This is a genomic window from Xanthomonas hortorum, from assembly GCF_040279205.1.
GTDB lineage: Bacteria > Pseudomonadota > Gammaproteobacteria > Xanthomonadales > Xanthomonadaceae > Xanthomonas > Xanthomonas hortorum_F.
In genome coordinates this window covers 1-25,383 of record NZ_JBEOLS010000067.1, presented here as the reverse complement: position 1 = coordinate 25,383, position 25,383 = coordinate 1, and the positions used below count along the sequence as shown (strand labels likewise).

27 protein-coding genes and 2 pseudogenes are annotated in these 25,383 nt (G+C 62.9%); 25 read left to right on the top strand and 4 right to left on the bottom strand.

The genetic code is table 11. The features are described from left to right. Positions 1-121 precede the first annotated feature (121 nt). On the top strand, positions 122-589 hold the full coding sequence (locus tag ABS769_RS19575) for an REP-associated tyrosine transposase (protein ID WP_317063266.1): 468 nt from the start codon (positions 122-124) through the stop codon (positions 587-589). A gap of 336 nt (positions 590-925) precedes the next feature. On the opposite strand, the gene ABS769_RS19570 is transcribed toward ABS769_RS19575, so the two are convergent. Further along, positions 926-1,192, bottom strand: coding sequence for a hypothetical protein (locus tag ABS769_RS19570; RefSeq protein ID WP_350498248.1), 267 nt, complete (start codon positions 1,190-1,192; stop codon positions 926-928). Here ABS769_RS19570 and ABS769_RS19565 point away from each other — a divergent pair. The 4 genes from ABS769_RS19565 to pbpC all read left to right on the top strand — a co-directional run bounded on the left by ABS769_RS19565 (position 1,080) and on the right by pbpC (position 8,455). After that, on the top strand, positions 1,080-3,902 hold the full coding sequence (locus tag ABS769_RS19565) for a TonB-dependent receptor (RefSeq protein ID WP_434801689.1): 2,823 nt from the start codon (positions 1,080-1,082) through the stop codon (positions 3,900-3,902). The two genes, ABS769_RS19570 and ABS769_RS19565, sit on opposite strands and share 113 nt — an antisense overlap. A 165-nt stretch (positions 3,903-4,067) precedes the next feature. Further along, on the top strand, positions 4,068-5,015 hold the full coding sequence (locus ABS769_RS19560) for a glycerophosphodiester phosphodiesterase family protein (protein ID WP_317063264.1): 948 nt from the start codon (positions 4,068-4,070) through the stop codon (positions 5,013-5,015). A gap of 69 nt (positions 5,016-5,084) precedes the next feature. Next, complete coding sequence (locus ABS769_RS19555) at positions 5,085-5,927, top strand: CPBP family glutamic-type intramembrane protease (protein ID WP_317063265.1); 843 nt, start codon at positions 5,085-5,087, stop codon at positions 5,925-5,927. A gap of 104 nt (positions 5,928-6,031) precedes the next feature. Continuing rightward, positions 6,032-8,455 carry a penicillin-binding protein 1C gene (gene pbpC / locus ABS769_RS19550; protein WP_317063268.1) on the top strand — a complete coding sequence of 808 codons (2,424 nt, stop codon included), beginning with the start codon at positions 6,032-6,034 and terminating at the stop codon, positions 8,453-8,455. Positions 8,456-8,782: 327 nt separating this feature from the next. Here the strand turns inward: pbpC and ABS769_RS19545 are convergent, their stop codons facing one another. Then, positions 8,783-9,343: a ferritin-like domain-containing protein gene (locus tag ABS769_RS19545; RefSeq protein ID WP_006451904.1), complete on the bottom strand. Its 561-nt coding sequence runs from the start codon at positions 9,341-9,343 to the stop codon at positions 8,783-8,785. Positions 9,344-9,385: 42 nt separating this feature from the next. Beyond that, positions 9,386-9,868 (bottom strand): peroxiredoxin, encoded by a 483-nt coding sequence (locus ABS769_RS19540; RefSeq protein WP_317063069.1) that lies wholly within the window; start codon positions 9,866-9,868, stop codon positions 9,386-9,388. A 159-nt stretch (positions 9,869-10,027) separates the two neighbouring features. Here ABS769_RS19540 and ABS769_RS19535 point away from each other — a divergent pair, with 159 nt between their 5' ends. The 12 genes from ABS769_RS19535 (at position 10,028) to ABS769_RS19480 (ending at position 20,648) form a co-directional block, all read left to right on the top strand. Next, positions 10,028-10,504 (top strand): Hsp20/alpha crystallin family protein, encoded by a 477-nt coding sequence (locus ABS769_RS19535; protein WP_095574891.1) that lies wholly within the window; start codon positions 10,028-10,030, stop codon positions 10,502-10,504. A gap of 140 nt (positions 10,505-10,644) precedes the next feature. Continuing rightward, positions 10,645-11,541, top strand: a complete 897-nt coding sequence (locus ABS769_RS19530) for a DnaJ C-terminal domain-containing protein (RefSeq protein ID WP_317063070.1) — start codon at positions 10,645-10,647, stop codon at positions 11,539-11,541. 424 nt (positions 11,542-11,965) lie between these two features. Then, the gene (gene pilH, locus ABS769_RS19525) at positions 11,966-12,352 is read left to right on the top strand and encodes a twitching motility response regulator PilH (RefSeq protein ID WP_317063071.1); all 387 of its coding nucleotides are present in this window, start codon (positions 11,966-11,968) and stop codon (positions 12,350-12,352) included. Positions 12,353-12,749: 397 nt separating this feature from the next. Beyond that, complete coding sequence (gene hflK, locus ABS769_RS19520) at positions 12,750-13,892, top strand: FtsH protease activity modulator HflK (protein ID WP_043907771.1); 1,143 nt, start codon at positions 12,750-12,752, stop codon at positions 13,890-13,892. Beyond that, positions 13,889-14,752: a protease modulator HflC gene (hflC, locus tag ABS769_RS19515; RefSeq protein WP_023902980.1), complete on the top strand. Its 864-nt coding sequence runs from the start codon at positions 13,889-13,891 to the stop codon at positions 14,750-14,752. Before hflK ends, hflC begins: the two co-directional genes overlap by 4 nt. A 433-nt stretch (positions 14,753-15,185) precedes the next feature. Further along, positions 15,186-15,650, top strand: a complete 465-nt coding sequence (locus tag ABS769_RS19510; protein ID WP_317063072.1) for an REP-associated tyrosine transposase — start codon at positions 15,186-15,188, stop codon at positions 15,648-15,650. Between the two features lie 145 nt (positions 15,651-15,795). Next, the gene (locus tag ABS769_RS19505; protein WP_228434223.1) at positions 15,796-15,981 is read left to right on the top strand and encodes a DUF2065 domain-containing protein; all 186 of its coding nucleotides are present in this window, start codon (positions 15,796-15,798) and stop codon (positions 15,979-15,981) included. A 439-nt stretch (positions 15,982-16,420) separates the two neighbouring features. Beyond that, positions 16,421-17,713, top strand: a complete 1,293-nt coding sequence (locus tag ABS769_RS19500) for an adenylosuccinate synthase (protein ID WP_104538328.1) — start codon at positions 16,421-16,423, stop codon at positions 17,711-17,713. Positions 17,714-17,854: 141 nt separating this feature from the next. Then, positions 17,855-18,016: a hypothetical protein gene (locus ABS769_RS19495; protein WP_317063073.1), complete on the top strand. Its 162-nt coding sequence runs from the start codon at positions 17,855-17,857 to the stop codon at positions 18,014-18,016. Further along, a complete protein-coding gene (locus ABS769_RS19490; protein WP_317063074.1) occupies positions 18,013-18,924 on the top strand; it encodes a GIY-YIG nuclease family protein in 912 nt (303 codons plus the stop codon). The genes ABS769_RS19495 and ABS769_RS19490 overlap by 4 nt, the downstream gene beginning before the upstream one ends. Before the next feature lie 39 nt (positions 18,925-18,963). After that, the gene (locus ABS769_RS19485; protein ID WP_317063075.1) at positions 18,964-20,127 is read left to right on the top strand and encodes an ImmA/IrrE family metallo-endopeptidase; all 1,164 of its coding nucleotides are present in this window, start codon (positions 18,964-18,966) and stop codon (positions 20,125-20,127) included. Beyond that, entirely contained in the window at positions 20,127-20,648 is a 522-nt protein-coding gene (locus ABS769_RS19480; RefSeq protein ID WP_317063076.1) for a DUF4411 family protein, read from the top strand. The genes ABS769_RS19485 and ABS769_RS19480 overlap by 1 nt, the downstream gene beginning before the upstream one ends. Before the next feature lie 1,360 nt (positions 20,649-22,008). Here ABS769_RS19480 and ABS769_RS22755 read toward each other — a convergent pair. Beyond that, on the bottom strand, positions 22,009-22,164 hold the full coding sequence (locus ABS769_RS22755) for a hypothetical protein (protein WP_430544190.1): 156 nt from the start codon (positions 22,162-22,164) through the stop codon (positions 22,009-22,011). A gap of 48 nt (positions 22,165-22,212) precedes the next feature. On the opposite strand from ABS769_RS22755, the pseudogene ABS769_RS22750 reads away from it, so the two are divergent. The 8 genes and pseudogenes from ABS769_RS22750 to ABS769_RS19440 all read left to right on the top strand — a co-directional run. Next, a pseudogene (locus ABS769_RS22750) lies at positions 22,213-22,275 on the top strand (hypothetical protein); the annotation flags it as partial. A gap of 122 nt (positions 22,276-22,397) precedes the next feature. Beyond that, positions 22,398-22,547 (top strand): hypothetical protein, encoded by a 150-nt coding sequence (locus ABS769_RS22745; RefSeq protein ID WP_430544189.1) that lies wholly within the window; start codon positions 22,398-22,400, stop codon positions 22,545-22,547. Between the two features lie 134 nt (positions 22,548-22,681). Next, on the top strand, positions 22,682-23,212 hold the full coding sequence (locus ABS769_RS19465) for a MarR family transcriptional regulator (RefSeq protein WP_317063077.1): 531 nt from the start codon (positions 22,682-22,684) through the stop codon (positions 23,210-23,212). Further along, a complete protein-coding gene (locus ABS769_RS19460) occupies positions 23,202-23,888 on the top strand; it encodes a hypothetical protein (RefSeq protein WP_317063078.1) in 687 nt (228 codons plus the stop codon). Before ABS769_RS19465 ends, ABS769_RS19460 begins: the two co-directional genes overlap by 11 nt. A gap of 96 nt (positions 23,889-23,984) precedes the next feature. After that, complete coding sequence (locus ABS769_RS19455) at positions 23,985-24,248, top strand: YlcI/YnfO family protein (RefSeq protein WP_317063079.1); 264 nt, start codon at positions 23,985-23,987, stop codon at positions 24,246-24,248. 6 nt (positions 24,249-24,254) lie between these two features. Continuing rightward, positions 24,255-24,563 carry a type II toxin-antitoxin system RelE/ParE family toxin gene (locus ABS769_RS19450; RefSeq protein WP_317063080.1) on the top strand — a complete coding sequence of 103 codons (309 nt, stop codon included), beginning with the start codon at positions 24,255-24,257 and terminating at the stop codon, positions 24,561-24,563. 51 nt (positions 24,564-24,614) lie between these two features. Beyond that, positions 24,615-25,214, top strand: coding sequence for a restriction endonuclease (locus ABS769_RS19445; protein WP_317063081.1), 600 nt, complete (start codon positions 24,615-24,617; stop codon positions 25,212-25,214). 10 nt (positions 25,215-25,224) lie between these two features. Then, positions 25,225-25,383: pseudogene (locus tag ABS769_RS19440) on the top strand (IS5/IS1182 family transposase); the annotation flags it as partial.

Sequence of the window (25,383 nt, the reverse complement as noted above, 5' to 3'; positions counted from 1 at the left end):
CGATGGGGCTTTACCGGTAACGCCCCATTGCGCGCGAGCGCGCTCCTACGTTCGGGGTTTTCTCACCGAAGCGAGCGTCCGACTCCGATGCAAGCGTTTGCATGGGTGGCAGCATGCATCGATGCTCAGCTCTATTTCACCAGGACACCGCGCGCTACGTCGTGGCCGGCGCTCGCTTGCAAATTGCTGCTATCTGCTCACCGTCACAACCTGCCAGCGGCGACGTGTGTTCGGCGATTTTCAACTGGCCGCGTCGGCATGCCGCGCGTTCATCGCCGCGCTGCCGGAAGATGCCACGTTACTTGCTTGGGTACTGATGCCGGACCATGTCCATTGGCTGGTGCAGTTGGAAGATGTGACGCCACTGGTGCGAACGGTGTCAGGCATGAAGGCAGCCAGCACGCGTGCGGTCAACAGGCAACGCGGGATGCGCGAGCCGGTCTGGGCGCGCGCCTACCACGACCGTGCCTTGCGCAAGGAAGACGATCTGCGCAGCGTGGCTCGCTACCTTATCGCCAATCCGCTACGCGCCGGACTGGTTGAAAGGGTCGGCGATTATCCATTCTGGGATGCACTCTGGCTGCCGTAGGAGCGCACTTGCGCGCGATTGGCATCACAGGGAAAGCCTCATCGCGCGCAAGCGCGCTCCTACGCCAGCAAAACCGCTGCTTCGCATATGGAGACATCATTGCGTAGTGTCTTTTCAGTGCGATGCAAGCGACACGCAAGGGTCATTTTTACTGGCTACGGTGGCGTGCTTTCTTACAGGCGCGGCGTCCTTGCTGCGCGACTTACGGGATTCCATGCAGCGCTCCGATTCGTACTGTTTGCACTTGTCCGTTCTCGCCGTGGCCATTGCGGCATGTTCGCCAGCTTCGCAGGCCTGCGCCAACGAGCGTGCAGCCATGCCGGCCGATGCCTCGGTTCAAACGTCTTCTGCGGCTATGGCCACGACCGCGAGCGCATCAGCGAGTGTAGCTACAGCGACAGCCAACGATGAAAAGACAACCACGTCCGCTGCTGAAGGAGCGACTGCAAAGCAACGTTCTCCATTGTCAGTAGATGCATCTGCAGATGCCATAGATCCTGCATCGGCAACATCGGCAACATCGGCAACATCGGCAACATCGGCAACATCGGCACAAGGCGAAGTAACCAACACCGACGCACCGCCCACCACCAAACCCGGCATGCAAACGCTCGACGCCATGCAGGTCACCGGCGTGCGACGTGCCAATGCCGCCGCAGTGGAAAGCAAGCGCGCGGCGACCAATATCACCGACGTCATCAGCGCCACCGATGTGCGCGCCTTGCCAGACAGCACCATCGTCGAAGCGCTGCGCCGTGTGCCTGGTTTGTCAGTGTTGCCAGCCACCGACAACGAGCACCCGCGCGACGAAGCGGCCACGCCGGTCTTGCGTGGCCTGGGCCCGTCGTACAACAACGTCACCATCGATGGCTTGACCATCGCGTCCCCCGGTACGCCGAACGGCACGCTCGGCTCGATCACCCGCGGCGTGCGTCTGGATTTGTTGCCGGCGTCGATGGTCAGCGAGCTGCAGGTGGTCAAGACCTTTACGCCCGATCTGGATCCCAACGCCACGGGCGGTGCGATCAACCTCAAAACGCGTAGCGCGTTCGAAAACGGCGGCAAGCCGTTCTTCAGCGCCGAAGCCGCGCTCGGCCACGCCAACGATGTCGGCAAGCCGCGCGATCAGGACGACCCGGGGTATCGCTTGAACGCCACCGGCAGCCGCACCTTCGGTAGCGAGCAGCAATACGGCTTCACGCTGTCGGCCAACTACCAGACGCTGAGCAGCTACACCGAAACCCATATGACCACCGACACGGTGCACTACGGGTTCTACGACAACAACGGCGTGCTGCAGACCGGTGCCAACCTGGGCAATGGCTGGGCGGTGCCGCAACAGGACAAGTATTGGTACGTGCAGAATCAGCGCGACCGTTATGGCGTCACCGGCAAGTTCGAGGTGCATCCCAGTGCTACGCTGGAAGCCTATGCGATGGCCGGCTATTACTATTTCAAGGACAACATGGAGCGCAACGAGGTCCTTATCGACCCGCGCAACCGTGGCCAGGTGTTCAATCAGACCGCCACGTCCGGCAGCTATCCCGGTGGCGATATCGAGGTGGGCTATTCGAATCAGATCGTCACCACGCGCACCAAGGTGGCGCAGTTGGGCACGATCTGGCGGCCCACCGATCGGCAGCAGTTTTCTGCACGCGGTGCGTGGTCGGATGCGACCTACGACGAGCCGATCCGCATGATCAAGTACGCCACCGGCATCACCCGCGCCGCGCCGGTGCCGGTGGGCCAGACCGGCAGCGGTGTGACCATCAACGCCACGCCCAACTATGCGTTCAATTACGACACCTCCGGCTTCGATCAGCGCTTCGGGGTGTCGCCGCAGGCCTACAACAACCTGGACAACTACAGCCTGTCGTACTGGCGCCCGGACTATAAACGCACCGCGGCCGATCGCATCCTCACCGGCCGGCTAGATTACGGCTTCAATCAGGGCGAAAGCGATCAAGGCATCGGCTTTGCGGCAGGCGTGTCGTACACCACCGACAAGCCGTCTTACGACATCTTCCGCGTCGAGTATCAGCCCAACACCAGTGCGCCGGCGTTCGGCCTGGCCGATGTGGCGGGCACTGGCAGGGCGCCGATGCGCTATGCCGGCCTGAACCTGATCACCATCGATCCAGACAAGGCAAATCGCGTACTCGCTGCAACGCCGCTGAGCGCGTTCAACAGCACCGACCAGCAGGCGTTCAGCAATCAAGACAACTTCACCCATACCGAAAAAACCTTCGGCAGCTACGGTCTGGTCAGCTATCGCAGCGAGCGTTTCAACGTGCAGGGCGGCCTGCATTTCGACAGCACCAAGCTCAATACGGTCGGCCGTCAGCGGCGGCTGGACACCGCGACCAATCGCTACGTGTATGTCGATAACCCGACCAATGCGGACTACGACTATCTGCTGCCCTCGGCGATCATGACCTACCACCTGACCGATGCCTTGGACCTGCGCGCCGGTGCCAGCCGCACGCTCGGTCGCCCGCCGTACGATGCCTATGCAGCGCGCACCTCGATCGGCTTCGTCAACACCGCCGATGCCGGCAACCCGAATGCGCAAGGCGTCACCGTCACCATCGGCAACCCGGACATCAAGCCGCGCGTGTCCAATAACCTGGACCTGTCGCTGGAATGGCGCCTGCCCGGCGATTTCGATGCGTTCGCGTCCACAGCGGTGTTCGACAAGCGCATCCAGGACGAGATCTTTACGCTCTCACGCACCGACAGCTTCACCTTCGACGGCACTACCTACGCCAACGCGCTGATCAGTACGCCGGCCAATGCTGCAAAGGCGCGCATCCGCGGGGTGGAGTTCAACGGTATCGTCAACACCCTGGCGCCGATTGCGCCATGGCTAAGCGGTCTCGGCTTCAGTGCGAACTTCGCGGTGCTCGATGGCAGCCTGGATGTGCCCTATAGCGTCGGCAGCGGTAGCAACGTGGCCCAGCGCGAGCGCAAGCTCGACAACCTGGTCGGCCAGCCCGATTACACCGCCAATGCCACGCTGTTCTACAACACCGGCGGTCTGGAGTTGCGCGCAGCCTACAACCGTCAGGGCAAGGCCTTGCGTGCCATCGTCAGCAATATCGATTGGCAGGACTTGTACTGGTCGCCGCGCTCGCAACTGGATTTCACTGCCACCTACGCGATCAGCAAACAGCTCAGCCTGATCGGTCAGGTCAGCAACCTCACCCACAGCCGCATCACCAGCGTGACCGGTCCCGGGCAGAATCTGCTCAAGGACAGTTACTCGGTGCCCACCACTTATTGGTTCGGGCTGCGTTTTACGCCGACGTTTTAAGTGCGGCGAATGACACGTCGCCAGCGGTCGTCAGGTGCGTGCGGGCAGCTCGGAAAAAAGTGGAGTGTGCAGGTGAGTGGATGCCGCACCGAGCATCGTGCATCGGCCGCGCTCGCTCGACGCACGCGCAGTCGTTCTGTTTATTCTTTCAAGCGGAGTCGTTCGATGACATTACGTTCTGTTGCCGCCCTCGCAGCGATGCTGTGCGTGGCGCTCGCCACCACTGCAAGCGCAGCGCCCACCGGTGTGGCTGCGATCCAGGCCCGGCTGACCAATCCAAACGGCGGCATCGTGGTCGTTGCCCACCGCGGTTGCCACGCGCCGGCACCGGAGCATGGCTTCAAAGACACCGCACCGGAAAACTCGCTGGCCGCGCTTGAGCGTTGCATCGCCATCGGCGCCGACGTGATGGAAACCGATGTGCGGCGTGCCGCCGACGGCACCCTGGTGATGCTGCACGACGCCACCGTGGATCGCACCACCGATGGCACCGGCAAACTGTCCGAGCTGACCTTGGCCGACTTGCAAAAGCTGCGCCTGCGCAGCGACGAAGGTGGCGCGCAGGCACCGCTGACCGATCAACGCGTGGTCACGCTCGATCAGATGCTGGCCAAGTCCAAGGGCCATATCCTGCTCAATCTGGACGTCAAGGATGCGATCTACGTGCAGGTGGTCGACGCGGTCGCACGCGCCGGCATGCAGCACCAGGTGATCGTCAAGGCCGAAGCCGGCATCGCCACTCAGCCGTTGGCAGCGATGGTCCCGTTCGACAAGGTGTATTTCTTCCCGATCCTGATCAACGCCCATGGCAATGCCGACCTGGCCGCGATCGCCACTGCGCAGACACGTAACGCGCATCCGGCCGCGTTCGAGTTGCCCAAGATGGCGGCAGCGCAGTTACCGGCATTGGTCGCCGTGAGCAAGGCGCACAACGTGCGGCTGATGGTCAACTCGCTATGGGAAGGCTTTATCGCCGGTTACGGTGGCGACGCCGATGCCGAGCGCGACCCGGACAAGGTCTGGGGCCGCCTGTACCGCGATGGCGTGTCGATCATCCAGACCGATGCGCCGGAAGCATTGCTGCGTTATCGCGCGACGCTGGAGAAGCGTTGAGCACCGCGTTACCTCGCTGCACGCAGCAGGCTTGCGACGGATGCGCACTGTCGCCGCACAGCATGACCCATGGCACTGCGGGGACCCTGCCGCCGCCGCTATAGTCAGGCGTTGTTTGCACGCAAGGATGTCTGCATGCCGCTCGATACACGCCAGCGCAAATTCACTCCGCATGTCGTCTGGTTGGTGGTACTGCTGATCGCGCTGCAGGTGCGCGACGTGGCCAAGCTCGTCGGCCTGCCTATCCCCAAGATTCCCGTGCCCTACGGCGGCGGGATTGCCGACAATCTGCTCAGCGTACTGGTCGTGCTCGTTGCAGCGGCCTTGCTGCATCCTGGCACGCCAGGCGAGATCGCAGCGCGTCTGGGGCTGCGTTGGAACGGGCTACGCGGCCCGGCGCTGACGCTGTTGGCCACACTGCCGTGCTGGCTTGGGCTGTGGACGCAATCCACCTCGGTCGGCACCGACGATCTGCTTGGCCTGCTGTGGCTGGCGCTGCTGTTTCCGCTGGCCGAAGAAATCGTCTTTCGTGGTTTCGGCTTTGTCTTTGCCTGCCGCTCGCTGGCCTGGCGTCCGGCGATCGCCGCGCTGGTGCAGGCGGTTGTGTTCGGCGGCGTGCATTGGCTGGGGGCAGGCGGCGGAGGCGGCGACGCCTTATTGATCTTCGCCATCACCGGCATCGGCGCGCTGCTGTTTGCCATTGTGGACGCGCAGGACGGTTACACGATCTGGAGCGGCTGGGTGCTGCATGTTTCGCTCAATGCGGCCTGGACGGTCTTTGCGGTGTCCGATTCGGCCGCCAGTGGCTGGCTCGGCATGGCATTGCGGCTATCTGCCGTATTCCTGGCGATGGGATTGCTGCGGCTGTTTGTAACGCCGCCTCGCTCGCTGCGTGCGGACGTTGCAAGCTAGCGCGTTCGTCATTACGTCATTCAAGAGTGCGCAGGTGAGCTGATCACCCGACGCGCGGCGCGCAAGAGTGGCCGAAATGTGTTTTGCCCTGCATGCTTCGCAAGATGGATGAGCAGCAGCAAGCGCAGGCAAGGACCGAGAGGACGCAGGAACGCGTCGCTGGCACCGATGATGTGGCCCAACGCGGCCACCGCCGTTGGCTGACGTGGCTGCGCTGGAGCGCAGTGACGTTGCTGTCTGCCATCCTGCTGCTGGACCTGGCCTTCCCACTGCCGCTGCCCAAATCCCGTGACACCTCCACGCTGGTGGTCGCACGCGATGGCACGCCGTTGCGCGCGTTCGCCGATCGCAATGGCGTATGGCGTTATCCGGCCAGCCCGCAGAGCGTGTCGCCGCTGTATCTGCAGGCGCTGTTGAATTACGAAGACCGCTGGTTCTGGCACCATCCCGGGGTCAATCCGTGGGGCCTGCTGCGCGCGGGCGCGCAGTGGATCGGGCAGGGGCGCATCGTCTCCGGCGGTTCGACGCTGACCATGCAGGTGGCGCGCATCCTGGATCCGCATACGCGCACGCCTTGGGGCAAGGCCAAGCAATTGTTGCGGGCATTGCAGCTGGAAGCGCATTTGAGCAAGCGCGAGATTCTCACGTTGTATCTGGAGCGCGCGCCCTACGGCGGCACCATTGAAGGTGTGGAAGCGGCCAGTTGGGCGTACCTGGGCAAACCGGCCAAGGCCCTGTCGCAGGCCGAGGCCGCGTTGCTGGCGGTGCTGCCGCAATCGCCAAGCCGCCTGCGCCCGGATCGCCACCCGGAAGCTGCGCAACGCGCGCGTGACAAGGTGCTCGATCGCATGGTGGAACTGGGCGTGTGGTCGCGCGCACAGGTGGACGATGCGCGGATCGAGCCGGTGGTCACGCGTTCGCTCAAACCGCCCTTGCATGCGGCCTTGCTCGCGCAGCGCTTGCACAGCGCGCAACCGCGTGCGGCGCGCATCGTCACCACGCTGGATGTTGAACTGCAGCGCACGCTGGAAGAACGCGTCGCGACGTATTTTTCGCAACTACCCGAGCGCACCTCGGCCGCCTTGTTGGTGGTGGACAACGCCACGATGGAAGCGCGTGCGTATGTGGGCTCGGCCAGCTTCGGCGATCGCAAGCGGCTGGGGCATGTGGACATGGTGCAGGCCTGGCGTTCGCCTGGTTCCACCCTCAAGCCATTTTTGTACGGCATGGCGCTGGACGATGGGTTGATCCATTCGGAAAGCCTGTTGGTGGATGCGCCGCAGAGCTTTGGCAGTTATCGGCCCGGTAATTTCGATGCGGCGTTCAACGGGCCGGTAAGCGCAGCGACGGCGTTGCGGCTGTCGTTGAACGTACCGGCGGTGGATCTGCTCGATCGTATCGGCCCGGCGCGGTTTGCTGCGCGGCTGTCCAATGCCGGGATCGGTTTGCGGTTTGCACATGGCAGCACGCCGTCGCTTGCATTGATTCTGGGCGGCACCGGTGCGCAATTGCAGGAACTGGTGGGCGCATTTGCCGCGCTCAATCGCGGCGGCATTGCCGGGCACGTGCGCTATACGCCCGAGGATGCGCGCATCGAGCGCCGGCTGATGTCGCCGGGTGCGGCCTGGATCGTGCGCGAGATTTTGCAAAGCAATCCGCGCCCCGGGTATGGCAGCGGCACCTTCGACACCGCCGCGCGCCCGGGTGTGGCGTGGAAAACCGGCACCAGTTACGGCTACCGCGATGCGTGGGCGATCGGCGGCACGCGCCGTTACACGGTCGGGGTGTGGGTGGGGCGCCCGGATGGCACGCCGCTGCCGGGCCAGTACGGTGCAGTCACCGCGTTGCCGCTGATGTTCGAAGTCATCGATGCGTTGCCGCGCAGTGCCGGCGATAGTGCGCCGGTGCCGATGCCGGCCAATGTGCAGGCCTTGGAGATCTGCTGGCCGCTCGGCGGCGCGGCCGATCACACACCACCAGCGCAATGCGCGCGACGTGCCGAAGCGTACGCGCTCGATGGCGCAGTACCGCCCACCTTCGCCGAACGCGATGCGCGGTTATGGCAGAGCGGCCAGCTGCACTTCGATGTGGATGCGCGCAGCGGTCAGCGGCTGTCGCAAGAGTGCAGCCAGGCGCATCAGCGTGAGCCACGCACGGTGGCGCGTTGGCCGGCACTGGTCTCGCCCTGGCTCAGCGCAGCCGAACGTGGTGCCGGGCAGTTGCCGCCGCTCGCGCCGGACTGCCTGCCCGATGGGCGCATGACCGGTGGTGGTGTTTTGCGCATCGACGGCCTGAGCGATCGCGCCACGTTGGCACGCGCCAACGCCACCGCGCGGCCGGTGCGCTTGCAATTACGCGCATTGGGCAGCGACGCGCGCATCGATTGGTTGCTGGACGGCCGCTGGATCGCACAGACCAATGGCCGGCAGGGATTTCAACGCGATTTTGAAGACGTCGGCACGCACACGCTCACTGCGATGGCCAGTGACGGTGCCTGGACGCAGTTGCGCTTTCGGGTGTTGCGTTGAAGCAGAGATTCAGGAGCGGCTGGTCTGTTGTTTGGCTGCAGGGCCCTTGCCCGCCCACCCTCGCGGGACACGCCGCAAGTACGTCCATGTAGGCTCTTACGCGGCATCCATGCCGCGTAAGGTCCCGCGAGGGTGGGCGGGCAAGGACCAGTCGAGATGGCCGGTGAGTATGTTTTCAAGCAACCGACTAACTCTCTAGCGCGGTGTCCTCGACTAACCAGGCTTTTGACCTGAGCTTTTGACCTAAGCCTTTGACCGCATCCAAACGACGCTACGACGCGATATCAATGTAGGTTGCGGTGCACTGACGCATCAACCACCATTAGCTCACTCGCCAATCCAGCCTTCCAGCATGTCGGCAAACTCGTCGGCATGCTCTTCTTCCTGAGCCAGGATGCTCTCGAGGATGCGCTTGGTGGTTGTGTCCTTGTCGCCGATGAAATCGATCATCTCGCGGTAGCTGTCGATGGCGATGCGTTCGGCGATCAGGTTCTCGCGCACCATGTCGCGCAGGTCGGTGCCTTCCTTGTATTCGGCGTGCGAGCGCTTGGTCAGCGTGTCCGGGTTGAGGTCCGGTTCGCCGCCCAGTTGCACAATGCGCTCGGCGAGCTTGTGCGCGTGCGCCTGTTCCTGCTGCGCGTGTTCCAGGAACTCGCCCTTGACCGCGTCGGCAAGCATGCCCTTGGCCATGAAGTAGTGACGGTAATAGCGCAGCGTGCACACGTATTCGGTGGCCAGTGCGGTGTTGAGCAGGTCGATCACCGCCTCACGGTCGGCGTGGTAGCTCTCGGTGACGGCACCGTCTTCGATGCTCTGGCGTGCGCGGGTGCGCAAGGTGGCGGTGTCGGTGATACCGGCGGGGAGTTGCTTGGCTGGCTGGGTAGACATGGCTGGCCGTTTTCCTTCTGAGTGGGTGGGGGAATCAATGCATCAATCGGGCAGGTGCTGCAGCACGTAATCGGCCGCAGACACCTTGAATTCGCCGGGTTCTTCGACGAACAGGGCTTTCACCACCGCATCGTCGGCATACAGCGCGTAGCGACGCGAGCGCAGGCCCATGCCCGAGCCGCTGGCATCCACTTCCAGGCCCAGTGCGCGGGCCAGGTCGGCATTGCCATCGGGCAGCATGTGCAGGCCATCGGGGATCAGCTGGCTGCGCCCCCAGGCCTGCATCACGAACGGGTCGTTGACGGCGGTGCACAACACTTCGATGCCGCGTTTGCGGAACTGCTCGAAGTGCTCCACATAGCCCGGCAGGTGCTTGGCCGAACAGGTCGGGGTGAACGCGCCCGGCACCGCGAACAGCAGCACCTTGCGCTCTGCGAACAAGGTGTGGGTATCGACTGCCTCGATCCCCTCACGCAAGCGCTTGAGCACGATTTCGGGAATGCGGTCACCAACGTGGATGGTCATGCGATGTGCTCCTGTGGCTGAACGAATTCTAGAAAAGGGCAAGGGAAAAGCGCGTCAACACGCTTGAAATCCGCAACGCGACGCCTATCTGACGCACATGGCCGGCGCAACGGCACGCTGCGGTCGCCGGCCCTTCACCCAACCTAATGGAGGCTCGCAATGAACATCGTTCGTTATCCACAGTGGCCCACCCACGCCCTGCAAAACGAAATCAAGCATGTGTTCGACCGCTTCTTCGAGCACAACGGCGACACCGATGAATCGGCGGTGGTGACCGCCCAGTGGGTGCCGCGCGTGGACATCAAGGAAGAGCCCAACCACTTCGTGTTGTACGCCGATCTGCCCGGCATCGACCCGAGCCAGATCGAGGTGCAGATGGACAAGGGCATCCTGTCGATCAAGGGCGAGCGCAACAGCGAGTCCAGCACCGAGACCGAGCGTTTCTCGCGCATCGAGCGCCGCTACGGCAGCTTCCACCGCCGCTTCGCGCTGCCCGACAGCGCCGACCCGGACGGCATCACCGCGGCCGGACACAACGGCGTGCTGGAAATCCGCATTCCCAAGCGCCCGGCGGCCACCCCGCGCCGTATCCAGGTCGGTAACGGCCAGGACGCCAACGGCGGCACGGTGCAGTAAGGCGACGAACCTGGAGCGAAGTCATCGGCTTCGCTCCCCGGCGGCAGCCGCACCGTAGAATAGGTGCGGTTGCCCGCCCGGCTGCGATATGACTGGCTCGTGGCCTTGGCTGCGGGCCGTTTTTTTCCAGAGGTGATTAGATGGAATTCAAGGATTACTACGCAACGCTGGGCGTCGAGCCGAGCGCGGGCGATGCGGAGATCAAGACGGCCTACCGTCGACTCGCACGCAAGTACCACCCCGACGTCAGCAAGGAAGCCGGCGCGGAAGACAAGTTCAAGGCGATCAACGAAGCCTACGAGGCGCTGCGCGACCCGCAAAAGCGCAAGGCCTACGACCAGCTCAAGGCGCAGGGTTTCCGCCCGGGCGACGAGTTCCAGGCCCCGCCCAACTACAACGGCGGGCAGGGCTACGAGTACGAGGAAGTATTCGGCAACGGCGGCGCCGGTGGCGGCTTCAGCGATTTCTTCGAAAGCCTGTTTGCCGGCCAGCGCGGCGGCCGTCCGCGTGGCCCGGGTGCCGGGCCCGGTGCAGGCCCTGGCCCGCAAACGCGTGGCGACACCCGCGCCAAGCTGGCGGTGCCGCTGGAAGCGGTCTACGCAGGCGATAGCGTGCGCATCACCATCAACGGCAAGCAGCTGGACGTGCGCGTGCCCAAGGGCGTGCAGCCCGGCCAGGTGATCCGCCTGAGCGGGCAGGGCAATGGTGGCGGCAATCTGCTGCTGGAGATCGAATACGCTGCGCACCCGCAGTTCGAGGTGGACGGGCGCAACATCCTGTACACGTTGCAGGTCACGCCCTGGCAGGCCGCGCTGGGCACCACCATCAGCGTGCCGACCCTGGGCGGGTCGGTGGAGTTGAAGGTGCCGGCCGAGTCGGACGCCGGCCGCAAGTTGCGTCTGCGTAGCCGCGGCTTGCCGGGCACCACCCCGGGCGACCAGATCGTGGAGCTGGAGATTCTTGCACCGGCGCCCACCGACGATGCGCAGAAGAAGGCGTACCGCAATCTGGCCAAGGCGTTCGGCGAGACGGTGTGAGCTGGACCTAACAGCGCAAGCGAGATGAAGCCCCTCCCCATCCGGCGCTACGCGCCACCTTCCCCCGATGGGAGGAGGGAATCAAAGCCCCTCTCCCTTCGGGGCGATAAGGCGCTGCTTGCGCGCCACTGGCGCGCGTGCCTTGGAGCGCCCGCGCTGCTAGCGCGGGCCGGGGCGCGGAGCGGGGGTTGGGGTGAGGGTACGGTAAGAAAGCGAAGCATCAACCAACGTCCATCTGCGAGGTTGTTGAATCCAACTGTGCCCTATCTGACGTAGTACGCCAGCAGCGGCCCGCGACGAAAAACAACGTGCCGCTAAATCGCAGATCGCAACAGCCTCACCAAGCATCCAGCGCCTGTCCTGGCCCCAGCTACCGTAAGCGCGGCCGGCGCACTACACTCGCCGCGCACACTAGGGGAAACACATGGCTCGCATTCTGATCGTCGACGACTCGCCGTCGCAGCTGCTGGGGATTCAGCGCATCGTCGAGAAGCTGGGGCACGAAACCATCACCGCGACCGATGGCGCTGCCGGCGTGGAAGCGGCCAAGTCCTCGCTGCCGGATCTGGTGCTGATGGATGTGGTGATGCCCAACCTCAATGGATTTCAGGCCACGCGCACGCTCAAGCGCGAACCGACCACCCAGCACATTCCGGTGATTCTGGTGACCACCAAGGACCAGGACACCGACCGCATGTGGGGCATGCGCCAAGGCGCGCGTGCTTACATCACCAAGCCGTTCTCCGAAGACGAATTGCTGGAGGTGATGGAGCGTGTGTTCAACCAGAAAGACGAACCGCCGACTGAGTAAGTGCGTTGGCGCGATGCGAGCGAAGTTGGCGTCTTCGTTCCGCGGGACGACAAGCTAACGTGTCATCGCGGTAACCACGCGCCACCTCGCGTTGATGCCAAAGCCAGCTGTGCTGCTGTCGCCGCTCGGACATCAGTTGCAGCACGAAAGCTTGATCACCCTCTGCCAACTCCAGCGCGCACGCTCCGACGTTTGACCCCAAATCGCGCCGACACCGCGCCCCGAGCCGCCCGCCACCCCCGCCACCGGCTTAATTCACCCCACCGGCTAAACCGCCGATGCACCAATCGGGGCCTTTCAAAACGGTGGGTCTGCCCCATCTAGTAGAATCATCGAATCACACAACACGGCGGCACTGCGGGACTGGCCCGCACAGCCCCTCGATCATGGAGCGTGCATGGCCTGGAACACACCCGGCAACAAGGGCGGAGACGGCCCGGACCCCAACCGTCGCAGGTCCTGGGGCCCGCGCGGTGGTGGCAACGGTGGTGGCTGGGGCAATCTGCCCGCCCCGTTGAAAGAGCTGTTCGACGGCGGCGTGGGGCGCTGGATCCTGGTCGCGGTGGTGCTGATGGTGCTGTTTTCCAGCTTCCAGCTCATCGGCGAGCAGCAGCGTGGCGTGGTGCTGCGCTTCGGCCAGTTCTCGCGCATCCTCCAGCCCGGCCCCAACTTCAAGCTGCCGTGGCCGGTCGAGTCGGTGCGCAAGGTCAACGCCACCGAGATCAAGACCTTCAGCAATCAGGTGCCGGTGCTGACCCGCGACGAGAACATCGTCAACGTCTCGCTCAACGTGCAGTACCAGATCAGCGACCCGCGCAAGTATCTGTTCGGTTCGCGCAACGCCGATCTGGTGCTGGAGCAGGCGGCGCAAAGTGCGGTGCGTGAGCAGGTCGGTCGTTCCGACCTCAATACCGTGCTCAACAACCGTGGCCCGCTGGCGATAGCCTCCAAGGACCGTCTGCAGGCAGCGCTGGATGCCTACAACACCGGTCTGTCGGTGACCGGCGTGACCTTGCCCGACGCGCGACCGCCGGAAGAAGTGAAGCCGGCCTTCGACGAGGTCAACGGTGCCCAGCAGGTGCGCGAGCGCCTGATCAACGAAGCCCAGGCCTACGCCGCCAAGGTGGTGCCCGAAGCCCGCGGCCAGGGTGCACGCACCCGTACCGGCGCCGAAGGCTACAAGCAGGCGACCGTCTCCAAGGCCGAGGGCGACGCCGATCGCTTCACGCTGTTGCAGGAGCAGTACGCCAACGCCCCCGAGGTCACGCGCAAGCGCCTGTGGCTGGAAACCGTGCAGAAGGTGCTGTCGGAGAACCGCAAGGTGATCGGCAGCGATGGCCGTCAGGTCATCTACGTGCCGCTGCCGGCCGATGCCAACAAGCCCGCCAACAACAGTGGCACTGCGGGCAGCGGCAGCATGCCGTCGATGGTGCCGCAGGATGTGCTGTTGAACCCGCCGCAAAGCAGCGGCAGCAGCGAGGGCATTCGCAATCCGGAGCGCGGCCCGCGCCCGACCGGCCGTGAGGGAACCGAACAATGAAAAATTCGCTAGTCATCGGCCTGATCGTCGCCGTGCTGTTGGCCCTGATGGGCTCGGTGTTCGTGGTACGCGAAGACCAGACCGCCATGGTGCTCAACCTGGGCCGCGTGGTGCGTGCCGACCTCAAGCCCGGCCTGCACTTCAAGCTGCCCGTCGTGGAATCGGTGCGCGTGTTCGATCGCCGCTTCCAGGTGCTGGACACCGCCCCGGCGCGCTACTTCACCGCCGAGCAGAAAGACGTGAGCGTGGATTTCTTCGCTATCGGCTACATCTCCGATGTGCGTGCGTTCTACCGCGCCACCGGTGGTGAGGAGTCGGTGGCCAATTCGCGCCTGGCCCCGATCATCACCGACTCGCTGCGCAACCAGATCAACTCGCGCACCTTGCAACAGTTGGTCTCCGGCGACCGCAGCGAATTGATCGCCAACCAGCTCAAGGGCATCAACGGCGCCATCAAGGGCTTGGGCATGCAGATCACCGACCTGCGCATCAAGCAGATCGACCTGCCGACCGACAGCCAGGTGATCACCGACGTCTACGAGCGCATGCGCGCCCAGCGCAAGCAGGAAGCCAGCAAGCTGCGCGCCGAAGGCGAAGAACAGGCCCTGACCATCCGCGCCCAGGCCGACCGCGAGTCCACCGTGATCGTGGCCGACGCCGAACGCGATGCGCAGAAGCTGCGCGGCGAAGGCGACGCCGACGCCGCCCGCATCTACGGCCAGGCCGGTTCCAAGGATCCATCGTTCTACGCGTTCTACCGCAGCCTGGAGGCCTATCGCGGCTCCATGACCGACGGCAACGGCGTGGTGGTGCTGGACAAGAACGACCCGTTTCTGCAGTACCTCAAGAGCGATCGTTGATCGTTTGTTGATCGCTTTGCGTTGAAACAAAAACGCCCGCGCAATGCGGGCGTTTTTGTATGTGCCTCTTACTGTCGAGCAGGCATGCGCGCGCCCCAACCGTAGGAGCGCACCCGGGCGCGACCGCCTTACCGGGAATGCCCTTCGCGCCCAGGTGCGCTCCTACGCTTGGCGCGTGTGGCTGGGGGCGGGGGCATGGCCTTGCGTGGACTGCGATGGTGATGGTCATGTCTGGGATCCGCAGATGCCTGGAGCGCCTCTCCCGTTTTGTCGGTCAGACTAGGCCCGGTAGGAGCGCACCCGGGCGCGACGGGCCTTGGCGGCGGCGGACCTTGCTGATTGCCTCTGACAGTCAGTCGCCACATAGATCCCCTAGCGCAGAACGCGGCAACCGCCGATATCCCGCGTTGTTCAAGGCCGTCAGCATCGCGTCATGGCCAACATCGACTCACCAGGGCATCGCGCGCTGCGTCGCGGCAGGCATTCTTCACCCAACAGCGCCTACCTGCTGACCACTACGACATGGCAGCGCCGAGCGGTGTTCGCAGATTTTCTGCTTGCAGCCGCAGCCTGCCGGGCATTCACCGCAGCAACGCCCTCCGATGCCAGGCTGCTCGCCTGGGTATTGATGCCGGATCATGTCCATTGGCTGTTGCAACTTGGAAGCGCCACCTCATTGGCCGATGCCGTCTCACGTATGAAAGCGTGCGCAGCACGCGCAGTGAACGATCAGCGCCAGCATCACGCACCGGTCTGGAGCCGTAGCTACCACGAGCATGCGTTGCGCAAAGAGAACGACCTGCATGCAGCGGCGCGTTACCTCATTGCCAATCCACTACGGGCCGGGCTGGTGACACGCATAGGGGACTACCCGTTCTGGGATGCAATTTGGCTTTGAGATGCCGCAGCGTAGGAGCGCACCTGGGCGCGATCGCTTTCCCGGTAATGCCAGTCGCGCCCAGGTGCGCTCCTACGACGTGCGGAGGTTTGTGGGATTGCCGAACCGGGCACACTGCATCTCCCACGTTGCGATGGTGTTGGTGATGCAAGAGTTTCTGTCCGCGTTATGCCTGATCGCCGTCATCGAAGGCCTGCTGCTGTTTGCCGTGCCCACCGCCTGGAAGCGCATGGTCGAGCAACTGTTCAGCCTGCCCACCGCCCAACTGCGCGCCATTGGCGGCGTCACGTTGGTGCTGGGCGCGATCGCGCTGTGGATCGTGCGTCACTGAGTGGGTGGTCCATTCCGACCGCAACGGGCAGCGTAGGAGCGCACCTGGGCGCGACTGCTTCACCGGTAGTGCCTGTCGCGCCCGGGTGCGCTCCTACGACCCACGATGGGCGTTTGGGATTGTCGCTACGTTGATATTCCCAGGCTAGGGACCGGCAGCGCTCGGAGCACCGCGCAACCGACGGCCAGCCGCAATCTGACCAGCCCCCCGATCCGCCACCGCCAAGGGGTAGTGCCTGCCACCCGAAACCCGGATAATGCACAAAAGCCGGCCGGGCACGCTCCAACCAGAGCACTCCGTTCGGCTTTTTCCGTGTCAGGGCTTTCGCGCCATTGCAACGCTCCCCGATGGAGCTGCGCGCCAGGTGTCGCCGCCAGCCTTGAACCGGTCCCATCCCGCGGCCCCGATGGCCGCAGCAAAACTCAGGAGTTCACCCGTCATGGGTCAGTCAGTTGTCGTGCTCGGTGCCCAGTGGGGCGATGAAGGCAAAGGCAAGATCGTCGATCTGCTTACCGAAGAGATCGGTGCGGTGGTCCGCTTCCAGGGTGGCCACAATGCCGGCCACACGCTCGTCATCAACGGCAAGAAGACCGTCTTGCATCTGATTCCGTCCGGCATCCTGCGCGACGACGCGCTGTGCCTGATCGGCAATGGCGTGGTGATCTCCCCGGCCGCGCTGATCAAGGAAATCAGCGAGCTGGAAGGTGCCGGCGTGGAAGTGCGCTCGCGCCTGAAGATCTCCCCGGCCGCGCCGTTGATCATGCCGTACCACATCGCCCTGGATCAGGCCCGCGAGAAGGCCGCCGGCGGCAAGGCCATCGGCACCACCGGCCGCGGTATCGGCCCGGCGTATGAAGACAAGGTCGCCCGCCGCGGTATCCGCATCGCCGACCTGCATTACCCGCCGCAGCTGGAAGAGCTGCTGCGCACCGCGCTGGATTACCACAACTTCGTGCTGACCAAGTACCTGGGCGTGGAAGCGGTGGATTTCCAGAAGACCTTCGACGAGGCGTTGGCCTTCGGCGAGTACGTGCAGCCGATGAAGTCGGATGTGGCCGGCATCCTGCACGACCTGCGCAAGCAGGGTAAGCGCGTGCTGTTCGAAGGCGCACAGGGCGCGTTGCTGGATATTGACCACGGCACCTACCCGTACGTCACCAGCTCCAACACCACCGTGGGCGGCGCACTGGCCGGCACCGGCGTGGGCGCTGACGCCATCGACTACGTGCTCGGCATCGCCAAGGCCTACGCCACGCGCGTGGGCGGCGGCCCGTTCCCCACCGAGCTGGACGACGAAGTAGGCCAGGGCATCCGCGACCGCGGTGCCGAATACGGCGCCTCCACCGGCCGCCCGCGCCGCTGCGGCTGGATGGACATCGTTGCGCTCAAGCGTGCGGTGGCCATCAACGGCATCTCTGGCCTGTGCATCACCAAGCTCGACGTGCTCGACGGCATGGAAAAGCTCAAGGTCTGCATCGCCTACGAATACCGCGGCAAGCGCACCGAATACGCCCCGCTGGACGCGCAGGGCTGGGAAGAGTGCACCCCGGTGTACCTGGAGTTCCCGGGCTGGACCGAGAACACCCACGGCATCACCGAGTGGGACAAGCTGCCAGTCGCTGCGCGCGCCTACCTGCGCGCGCTGGAAGAACTGGCCGGCTGCCCGATCTCGATCGTCTCCACCGGCCCGGATCGTGACCACACGATGGTGCTGCAGGATCCGTTTGCCTGATCCCACGCACATGCGTGGAGTAACGAAAAGCCCTGCGTAAGCGGGGCTTTTCTCTGTGTCATGCTGGGCACCGCCGCCATCGTTTGAACTGGGGCGTATCTGCGGTACCCGATGTCGACACCATGACAAGGAAGGTGGCTGATGTTCGCAGCGTTGCTTAATCAACTCTTTCATCGCAAGCCGCATCCGGATGCGTTCGCCAAACGATTTCAGCAAGCGTTGCGCGTACAGGGGTATCGCGGCGAAGTGATCTACACCGACAGGATCAACATACGTGCCCAAATGGAGAATATCGCCGCATGAGCAGCCATCCGCAGACCATCCAGATCTTTCTGCCTTCCGGGGATCCACAGGGTGTGCGTGTTGCCGAGATCACGACGCGCATTGTGCGGATGATCGAGGTACCACGTAGCCTCATGGCTGACTTTTTGGCGATGCCGGAGTCTGAGCAGGTGGGTGTGTATTTTCTGTTTGGCGAGGACGAGGCCAATGGTCGCGACCAGGCCTATATCGGACAGAGCGGCCTGCTTCGGCAGCGTTTGTCGGAACACAACGCCAAGAAGGACTTCTGGAACCGTGCGGTGGTGGCAGTTTCACTGACCCAGAGCCTGACAAATACACACGCGATCTATCTTGAGTGGTGCTCCATCCAGCAAGCCCAAGAGGCCGGGCGCTACCAATTGCACAACGGGACCGGCGGTGGGAGGCCGCATACGCCGGCGCCAATGGAAGCGGATTGCCGCGAAATCCACCAGACGTTGCGGGTGCTGTTGGCAACATTGGGTTACCCGATTTTCGAGCCGTTGCGAAAGCTGCAACCAACTGCCGCCGCTCAGAAGCTGCGTTATTACTGTCGCGGCCCGGAGACCGAAGGCCTGGGCGAGTACACAACCGAGGGAATGGTGGTCTTGAAGGGCTCTACCGGCCGTCTGGAGACTGTTGCCTCGGTTCCCGATCGCATGCTCGCTACGCGTCAGGAGCTGCTGCAGCAGGGAGTGCTGTCCATTCAAGGAGCGCAGATCCGATTCGAAAGCGACTATTTGTTTCGTTCTCCCAGTGCTGCATCCGGATTGCTGCTGGGGCGTTCGTCCAACGGCTGGGATGACTGGAAGGATGCGACCGGCCGTTCCTTGGACGTGATTGAACGACAGACGGTGCAGAACGGTGTGGGCACCTTGACCGAATTACGTCTTGACGGCTTTGCTGACTAGCGCGTAGAGCCTTGTGTGCGTCTTGGGTAAACTCCCCGCATGATCCGAGTTGCCGTCCAACCTGAATTGCTTCGCTGGGCGCGCGAACGCGCGGGATTGGATGCGGTGGAGCTGGAAGGGCGTTTTCCGAAGCTACCGGAATGGGAGGCCGGCGATGTGCAGCCAACATTGCGCCAGCTTGAAAGCTACGCACGCGCAACGCATGCCCCGGTTGGATATTTCTTCCTGCCAAGGCCGCCTGAGGAGCCCCTGCCAATTCCCGACTTCCGGACCATCGGGGATCGTGCCATTGCGCGGCCCAGCGCTGATCTGCTGGACACGCTATATGCCTGCCAAGCCAGGCAGGCGTGGTATCGCGATGAAGCGCTGGTGACCGGCCAGCGCCCATTGCCATTTGTCGGTAGCTTGGATATTTCCATTTCTCCAGATCGGGCTGCCGAACAACTGCGACAAGTGCTGGGTTTCAGCGTGCAGGCGCGACGTGAGTGCCCGAGTTGGACGGAGGCATTGCGGCTGTTCGTCGTTCAAGCCGATGCGCTTGGTGTGTTGGTCATGATCAGCGGCGTGGTGGGCAGCAACAACACCCGCGCTTTGGATCCCGAGGAGTTCCGCGGATTTGCCTTGGCTGATGTGCTGGCGCCGCTGGTCTTCATCAACGGGGCCGACAGCAAGTCGGCGCAGATGTTCACGTTGGCTCATGAGCTGGCGCATCTTTGGCTGGGGCAGTCGGCGCTGAGCGACTCTGGCGTTGAGGCCGCAGGCCGTGCGCAGCCTGGCACTGGCATCGAAGATTGGTGCAATAAGGTCGCAGCTGAGCTGCTGGTGCCGTTGCCTATGTTCATCGCAGCATTGCGCGAGGATGAGGTGCTGGACGATGCGCTGCGAAGGCTAGCGCGTGAGTTCAAGGTCAGCACGCTGGTCGTGCTGCGTCGGATGCTGGATGCAGGCCGCCTCGGGCGCGATGCTTTCTGGCAGGCATTCCGTGCCGAGCAGGCGAGGTTGGCCGCTATCCAGGCTGCAAACAGTGGTGGTGGCGATTTTTATCGCACGACGACTGCACGTGTGGGGAAGCGGTTTGCCCGTTCGCTGGTGGCGAGTACGCTCGAAGGGCGCACCCTGTATCGCGATGCCTTCCAGATGCTGGGAATTGCCAAGACCGGAACATTCAACGAGCTTGGTCGCTCGCTTGGACTGCCAACCTGATGGCCTATCTGCTGGATGCAAATGTGTTCATCCAAGCCAAGAACCTGCAATACGGGTTTGATTTCTGCCCAGCGTTCTGGGACTGGCTGATAATGAAACATGTGGCTGGAAGTGTTTTTAGCATCCGCCAAGTTGGGGAAGAACTAGAGGCGGGTGAGGATGATCTGGCCGTATGGGCACAGGCACGTGGGGATGCTTTCTTCCTCCCGCCAGACACTGCGGTGCTGGCCGCCGCTGCACAAGTCAGCGCATGGGTCGCTGGCCAGCACTATGAACCTGTGGCGGTCAATACATTTCTGCAGGTTGCCGACTACTGGCTGGTGGCATTCGCGTTGGCTGCAAGCCACACCGTGGTGACACATGAAGTGCCAGCCAATTCGACAAGGAAGATCAAGATTCCCAATGTCTGTGTAGGACTTGGTGTGCGCTTTATCTCGCCTTATCAAATGCTGCGGCAAGAACGTGCGCGATTTGTGTTGGGGCCTCCGGCTATGCCGGTGACGCCTGCGCCGTTGATCTAAAAACCGCAAAGACAGAGCACATCCGCAAGAACTTCAAGGAACGCGGGACGTTCTACGGTGTAGGGTGGAGATTCTGAGGCTGCGCGAGCCGATGGAGCTGGCGCGGTTCAAGCTGGTGCTGGCGATCAGTCCAGAGCCCGTGACCAGATATGCAGCCAACCGTTTTGCGTGTGGTGCGGCAGGTGCGGCGTTAGCCCAATAATCCCAAGGACGAGGCGGTGTCGTGCCGCCGATTATTCTTGGCTCGCTCCTCGTTGTATTCGCGTCGCTTCCCTGGTGTAGGGAATTGGACCCCAACTGGGTTGCTACTCAAAATTGGGTGGGCGTCGTACGCTCAAAGAGACGGAGCGACATCAGCATGCGCCTGCTGCAAATCGCGCTTGGTGTTCGATGAGCAACATGTAGATAAGAGCGGTTTTTTCATTAGAAATGAACCTGTCCGCGCTTCCGACTTGACCTCGCAGTACCAGGCAGTGAAAGTTATAGCCCACCTTTTTCTTCGCTCAGGAATGTCGTGTGAAGAACTTAAAGCAGTGCTTACTGGTGACGGCAATCATGTCCACGATGACGCTGGGGTGTGCTCAGCTCTCGATGGAAGACGCGGCAGCACGGACAGTGCATGCTGTGAGTGAATCTGCATCCTTTCCACAGGCGCCACCGGCTACGCCCTTACCTTGGGTACCCTTTAAGCTGGAGCGGCAGATGGGTGCCGTCTGCGTGGACCGAGAGCAGTCGCAGGGGACCTCGCCGGCGCCGCTGCTGAGGGACGCGTTTTGTCGAGGCCCGGCGCCGGCGCATCACGCAGGTGGCTCAGCAAGCCAACACCGAACCGACTGCGCAATACGATCATCATGCAGGCAACACGGGGCGGCGCCCGCGTGCAGAGGGTGGGGTAGAGAACAGGATATTTGCTCCGTCACCAGGCTACGAGAGCATCACCAGACCAAGAAAAATCGAAGGTGAGGATGTCAATGCCGATGGCATCAGGGACCTCGGCCGCCTGAGCGAGGGCACGATCGAGATGCGGATGGGGCAGCACCCCAATCCGAGCCGGCCAGGAACGCAGGACAATGCATTACGCCCAAGCCAGGCAGCAGTGGACGCAGGGCGGGGTGGGGTAAAGCGGGATAGCAATGCGGATGGGTGGTTTGATCAAGCCGATCTTAACGGCGCGCAGGATCTCAATGACACCTTCAAGATTCATCGCGGTTCTAGCGGTAGTACCGATTCGGCAGGCTGCCAGACGATTCATCCAGCGGAATACGATGGCTTCATTGCTGCAGTTCAAGGCAACCCGGCGCAGACGCGCTGGCAATACGTGCTGACCAGCACGACCCCTGGCCCAGTGCGAGAGCAGCAGCTAGATCAAGGACATCAACAGGAAGGTGCGCGGCCGGGCCACCAGCAGCGTGGCAATCAGCCGGCTCACCCTCAGCGGCAGGAAGGTGAACCGGCAGAACCGGTGCATGGCAGGCAGCGACAGGCAGACCTGGAACCCACGCAGCAGGCGCCTCATCCCTTGCACGCACAGGCGACGGCCTTGGTTGGCCAGTTGGACACCAGCATGGGAAGGAGCAGCGATGTGCATAGCGAGCGGATGAGCGCGAGCCTGGCGCATTTGGCGAAGGAGCATGGGCTAGAGCGGATCGATCACGTATCGCTAAGCAACCAGATACCGGGTGCAGCGGCAGGCGCCACCGTATTGTCGTACAGGGTGAGCCCAGCAACCCGGCCCATCTGCGAGCCAGCATGCCGACTGATGTGGCGGTCAGTACGCCGGTGGAGCAATCGCTGGCGAAGCTGCAAGAGCTTGACGCGCGCACGTTGGCGCAGACGCAGAGCCAGGCGCAGGAGAGATCGATAGCGCAAGAAGAGGCTGTCAAGCCGCGAAGCATCTGACGAAGACGGATTCGCCAACGTGCAGTACACCATGATGATTCTTCTGAGGGAAACGAGTGACCAAGCCTGCTTGCAAAGGAACATCTTTAGCTGGATATTCCATATTCCGGAATGTGGAACAAAGCTGATCTAACGTGGAACTCAAACCGCAGGATCTAGTCGTGCTGTACAAGCAGGTTGCCCAACCGGGCCAGGCCTGGACCTATGCCTCCCTTGGAGAAGCGCTGGGCATGAGCGCCTCTCAGGTGCATCGCAGCGTCAAGCGCGCGGTGGCATCCGGCTTGGCGCTGGAAAAAAGTCGCGGCGAGTGGGAGACGGTGCGCACGGCGCTGCACGAGTTTGCAGTCCACGGCGTGCGTTACGCCTTTCCTGCCGTCATCGGGCCGCTAAGGCGTGGCATTCCTACGGCCTTCGGCGTGCCCCCACTGTCCATTGCCATTTCCAGCTCCCCAGGGGATGTACCGGTGTGGCCAAGTGCGCAGGGCACGGCCAAAGGCCCCAGCTTGTCGCCGTTGTCGGCCGGTGTGCCCAACGCCGCGCTGGCCGACCCTGCCTTGCACCAACTGCTGGCGCTGCAGGACGCCCTGCGCAGCGGGCGTGCCCGCGAGCGCACGCTGGCAGCGCGCTATCTCAAGCAGTTACTGGGGCTTAGCGATGCGATCTAATGATCCTAATTTGCCGCATCTGCTTGTGATTGCGGATGCACTAGGCGAGCTTTGCGAACACATAGTCTTCCTTGGCGGCGCAGTCGTTGGCCTGCTGGTGTCGGATCCATTGGCGGAAAGCGTCCGCGCCACCTATGACGTCGATGCGGTGGTCAATCTTGATTGGTCCCGGTTCCGCGGTATCGAGGCGCGTGTGGAGTCGCAGGGCTTTGCGCGCGAGATGCAGAGCGGTGTCGTCTGCCGCTGGGTACACGAAGCGTCGGGCGTCCTCTTCGACCTGATGCCGGTGGATGCCGGCGTGCTTGGCTTCTCCAACCGCTGGTACGCCCATGCTGTAGAGACGGCCCAAGTGGTTGCCTTGAGCGATCGCCTGTCCATCCGCTTGGTGACAGCGACAGCATTCGTGGCGACCAAGCTCGAAGCCTTCGTTACTCGAGGCAACAGCGACTTCCTTTCCAGTCACGACCTGGAGGACGTACTCAATGTCGTCGATGGCCGGGCCGAGCTGGTGGAAGAGCTTGCCGTGGAGCATGTAGACCTTCGGCATTGGGTTGCCGACGTGTTCGTGGGGCTGGTGGATAACCCGGCGTTTGTGAACGCGTTGCCGGGATTGGTTGCCGAACCGGAGCGCGCAGGCGTCGTGCTTCAGCGCCTACGCACCATTGCATCAGCGTAGCTGCGACATCGTGGGTTTTAAGTCTGCAAAGAAAACCTTGAAGCACCGGCGCTCGCTTGCGATGATGCATCGCAATTGCAACGCACTGGGTCCACCATGAAATCCGCATCTCTTCCCTCGCTCCGGGTAGACCCGGCGCTGCGCGAAGCGGCCGAAGCCGTGTTGCAGGAGGGTGAGACGCTTTCCAGCTTTGTCGAGCAGTCTGTGCGCGCCCAGGTGCAGCAGCGGCAGCAGCAGGAAGCCTTCATTGCGCGCGGGCTGGCCTCGCGTGATAGCGCCAAGGCATCCAACCAGTACATCGACGCCAAGGATGTGCTGGCTGGGCTGCAGTCCCAACTGGACAAGGCGCGCAAGGGCTAAGCCAGCGTGGGATTTTCTGTCCGCTTCACTCAGCAAGCGCGCGACGATCTCGCGCGCCTTTACGACTGGCTGCTACAGCGTGCCGAAGGCGACTTCACCGTGGCCGAGCGTGCGCTGCAGGCCATCCGCGACGGCGTCACCGTGCTTGAAGTGGCGCCGCTGAGCTGTCGCAAGGCACGTTCTAATAATCCATTCTTGCGTGAAATAGTGATAGGTCACGTTAGCAGCGGCTACGTGCTGCTCTTTGAATTACAAGATAAACAGATCGTGATCGTCCTGGCTGTCAGGCAGCAGCGCGAATATGACTATTACTGAAAATCGAGCCAGCCTGGTATCAGGCCTGCACGCTTAAATATTGGGGTTAAAATGAGTGAGTTGAATGAATTGCTGGGGAAGTTTCGTGCTGCTTCGGTAAGCGAGCGCGAGAAAGGGACATATTTCGAGGAACTTATCCTCGCTTACCTGCGCAACGAGGCAACCTATCGCGACCTCTACAGTCGCGTCTACAGCTGGGCCGAGTGGGCGCCTGTCCATGGCTTCAATGCTAAAGACGACGGAATTGACTTAGTCGCGGAGGTGGACGGTACCGGCGAAGTCCACGCCATCCAGTGCAAGTTCTACGATCCGGATTACAAGCTGCAGAAGAAAGATATCGACAGCTTCTTCACTGCCTCCGGGCGCAAGCCGTTCGTTCACCGTGTCATCGTCAGCACGACCAACCATTGGTCCGAACATGCCGAGAATGCGCTGGTCGACCAGCAGCCCCCGGTTAGCAAGATCGACCTTCATGACCTGGAGGCGAGTCAGATTGATTGGGCGAAATACCAGTCCAAGACAGTGCCTGCCCTGAAGAAGAAAAAGACGCTGAGGGCGCACCAGGAATCTGCATTGCTTGCAGTGACAGCCGGCCTTAAGGAGCCTCTGAACAAAGCACAGCAGATGCGCGACACTATTGCCACAGAGTGAGGAATCATCCATGCAACTGACGTTCGGTGACGCTGAGGGCCTGGGTAAACGCAAGCAGACCCGGCGCGAGATCTTTCTGGCCGAGATGGAGCAGGTGGTTCCGTGGCAGCAACTGCTCGGGCTGATCGCACCGCACTATCCGGTGTCGGGGCGGCCAGGTCGGCAGCCG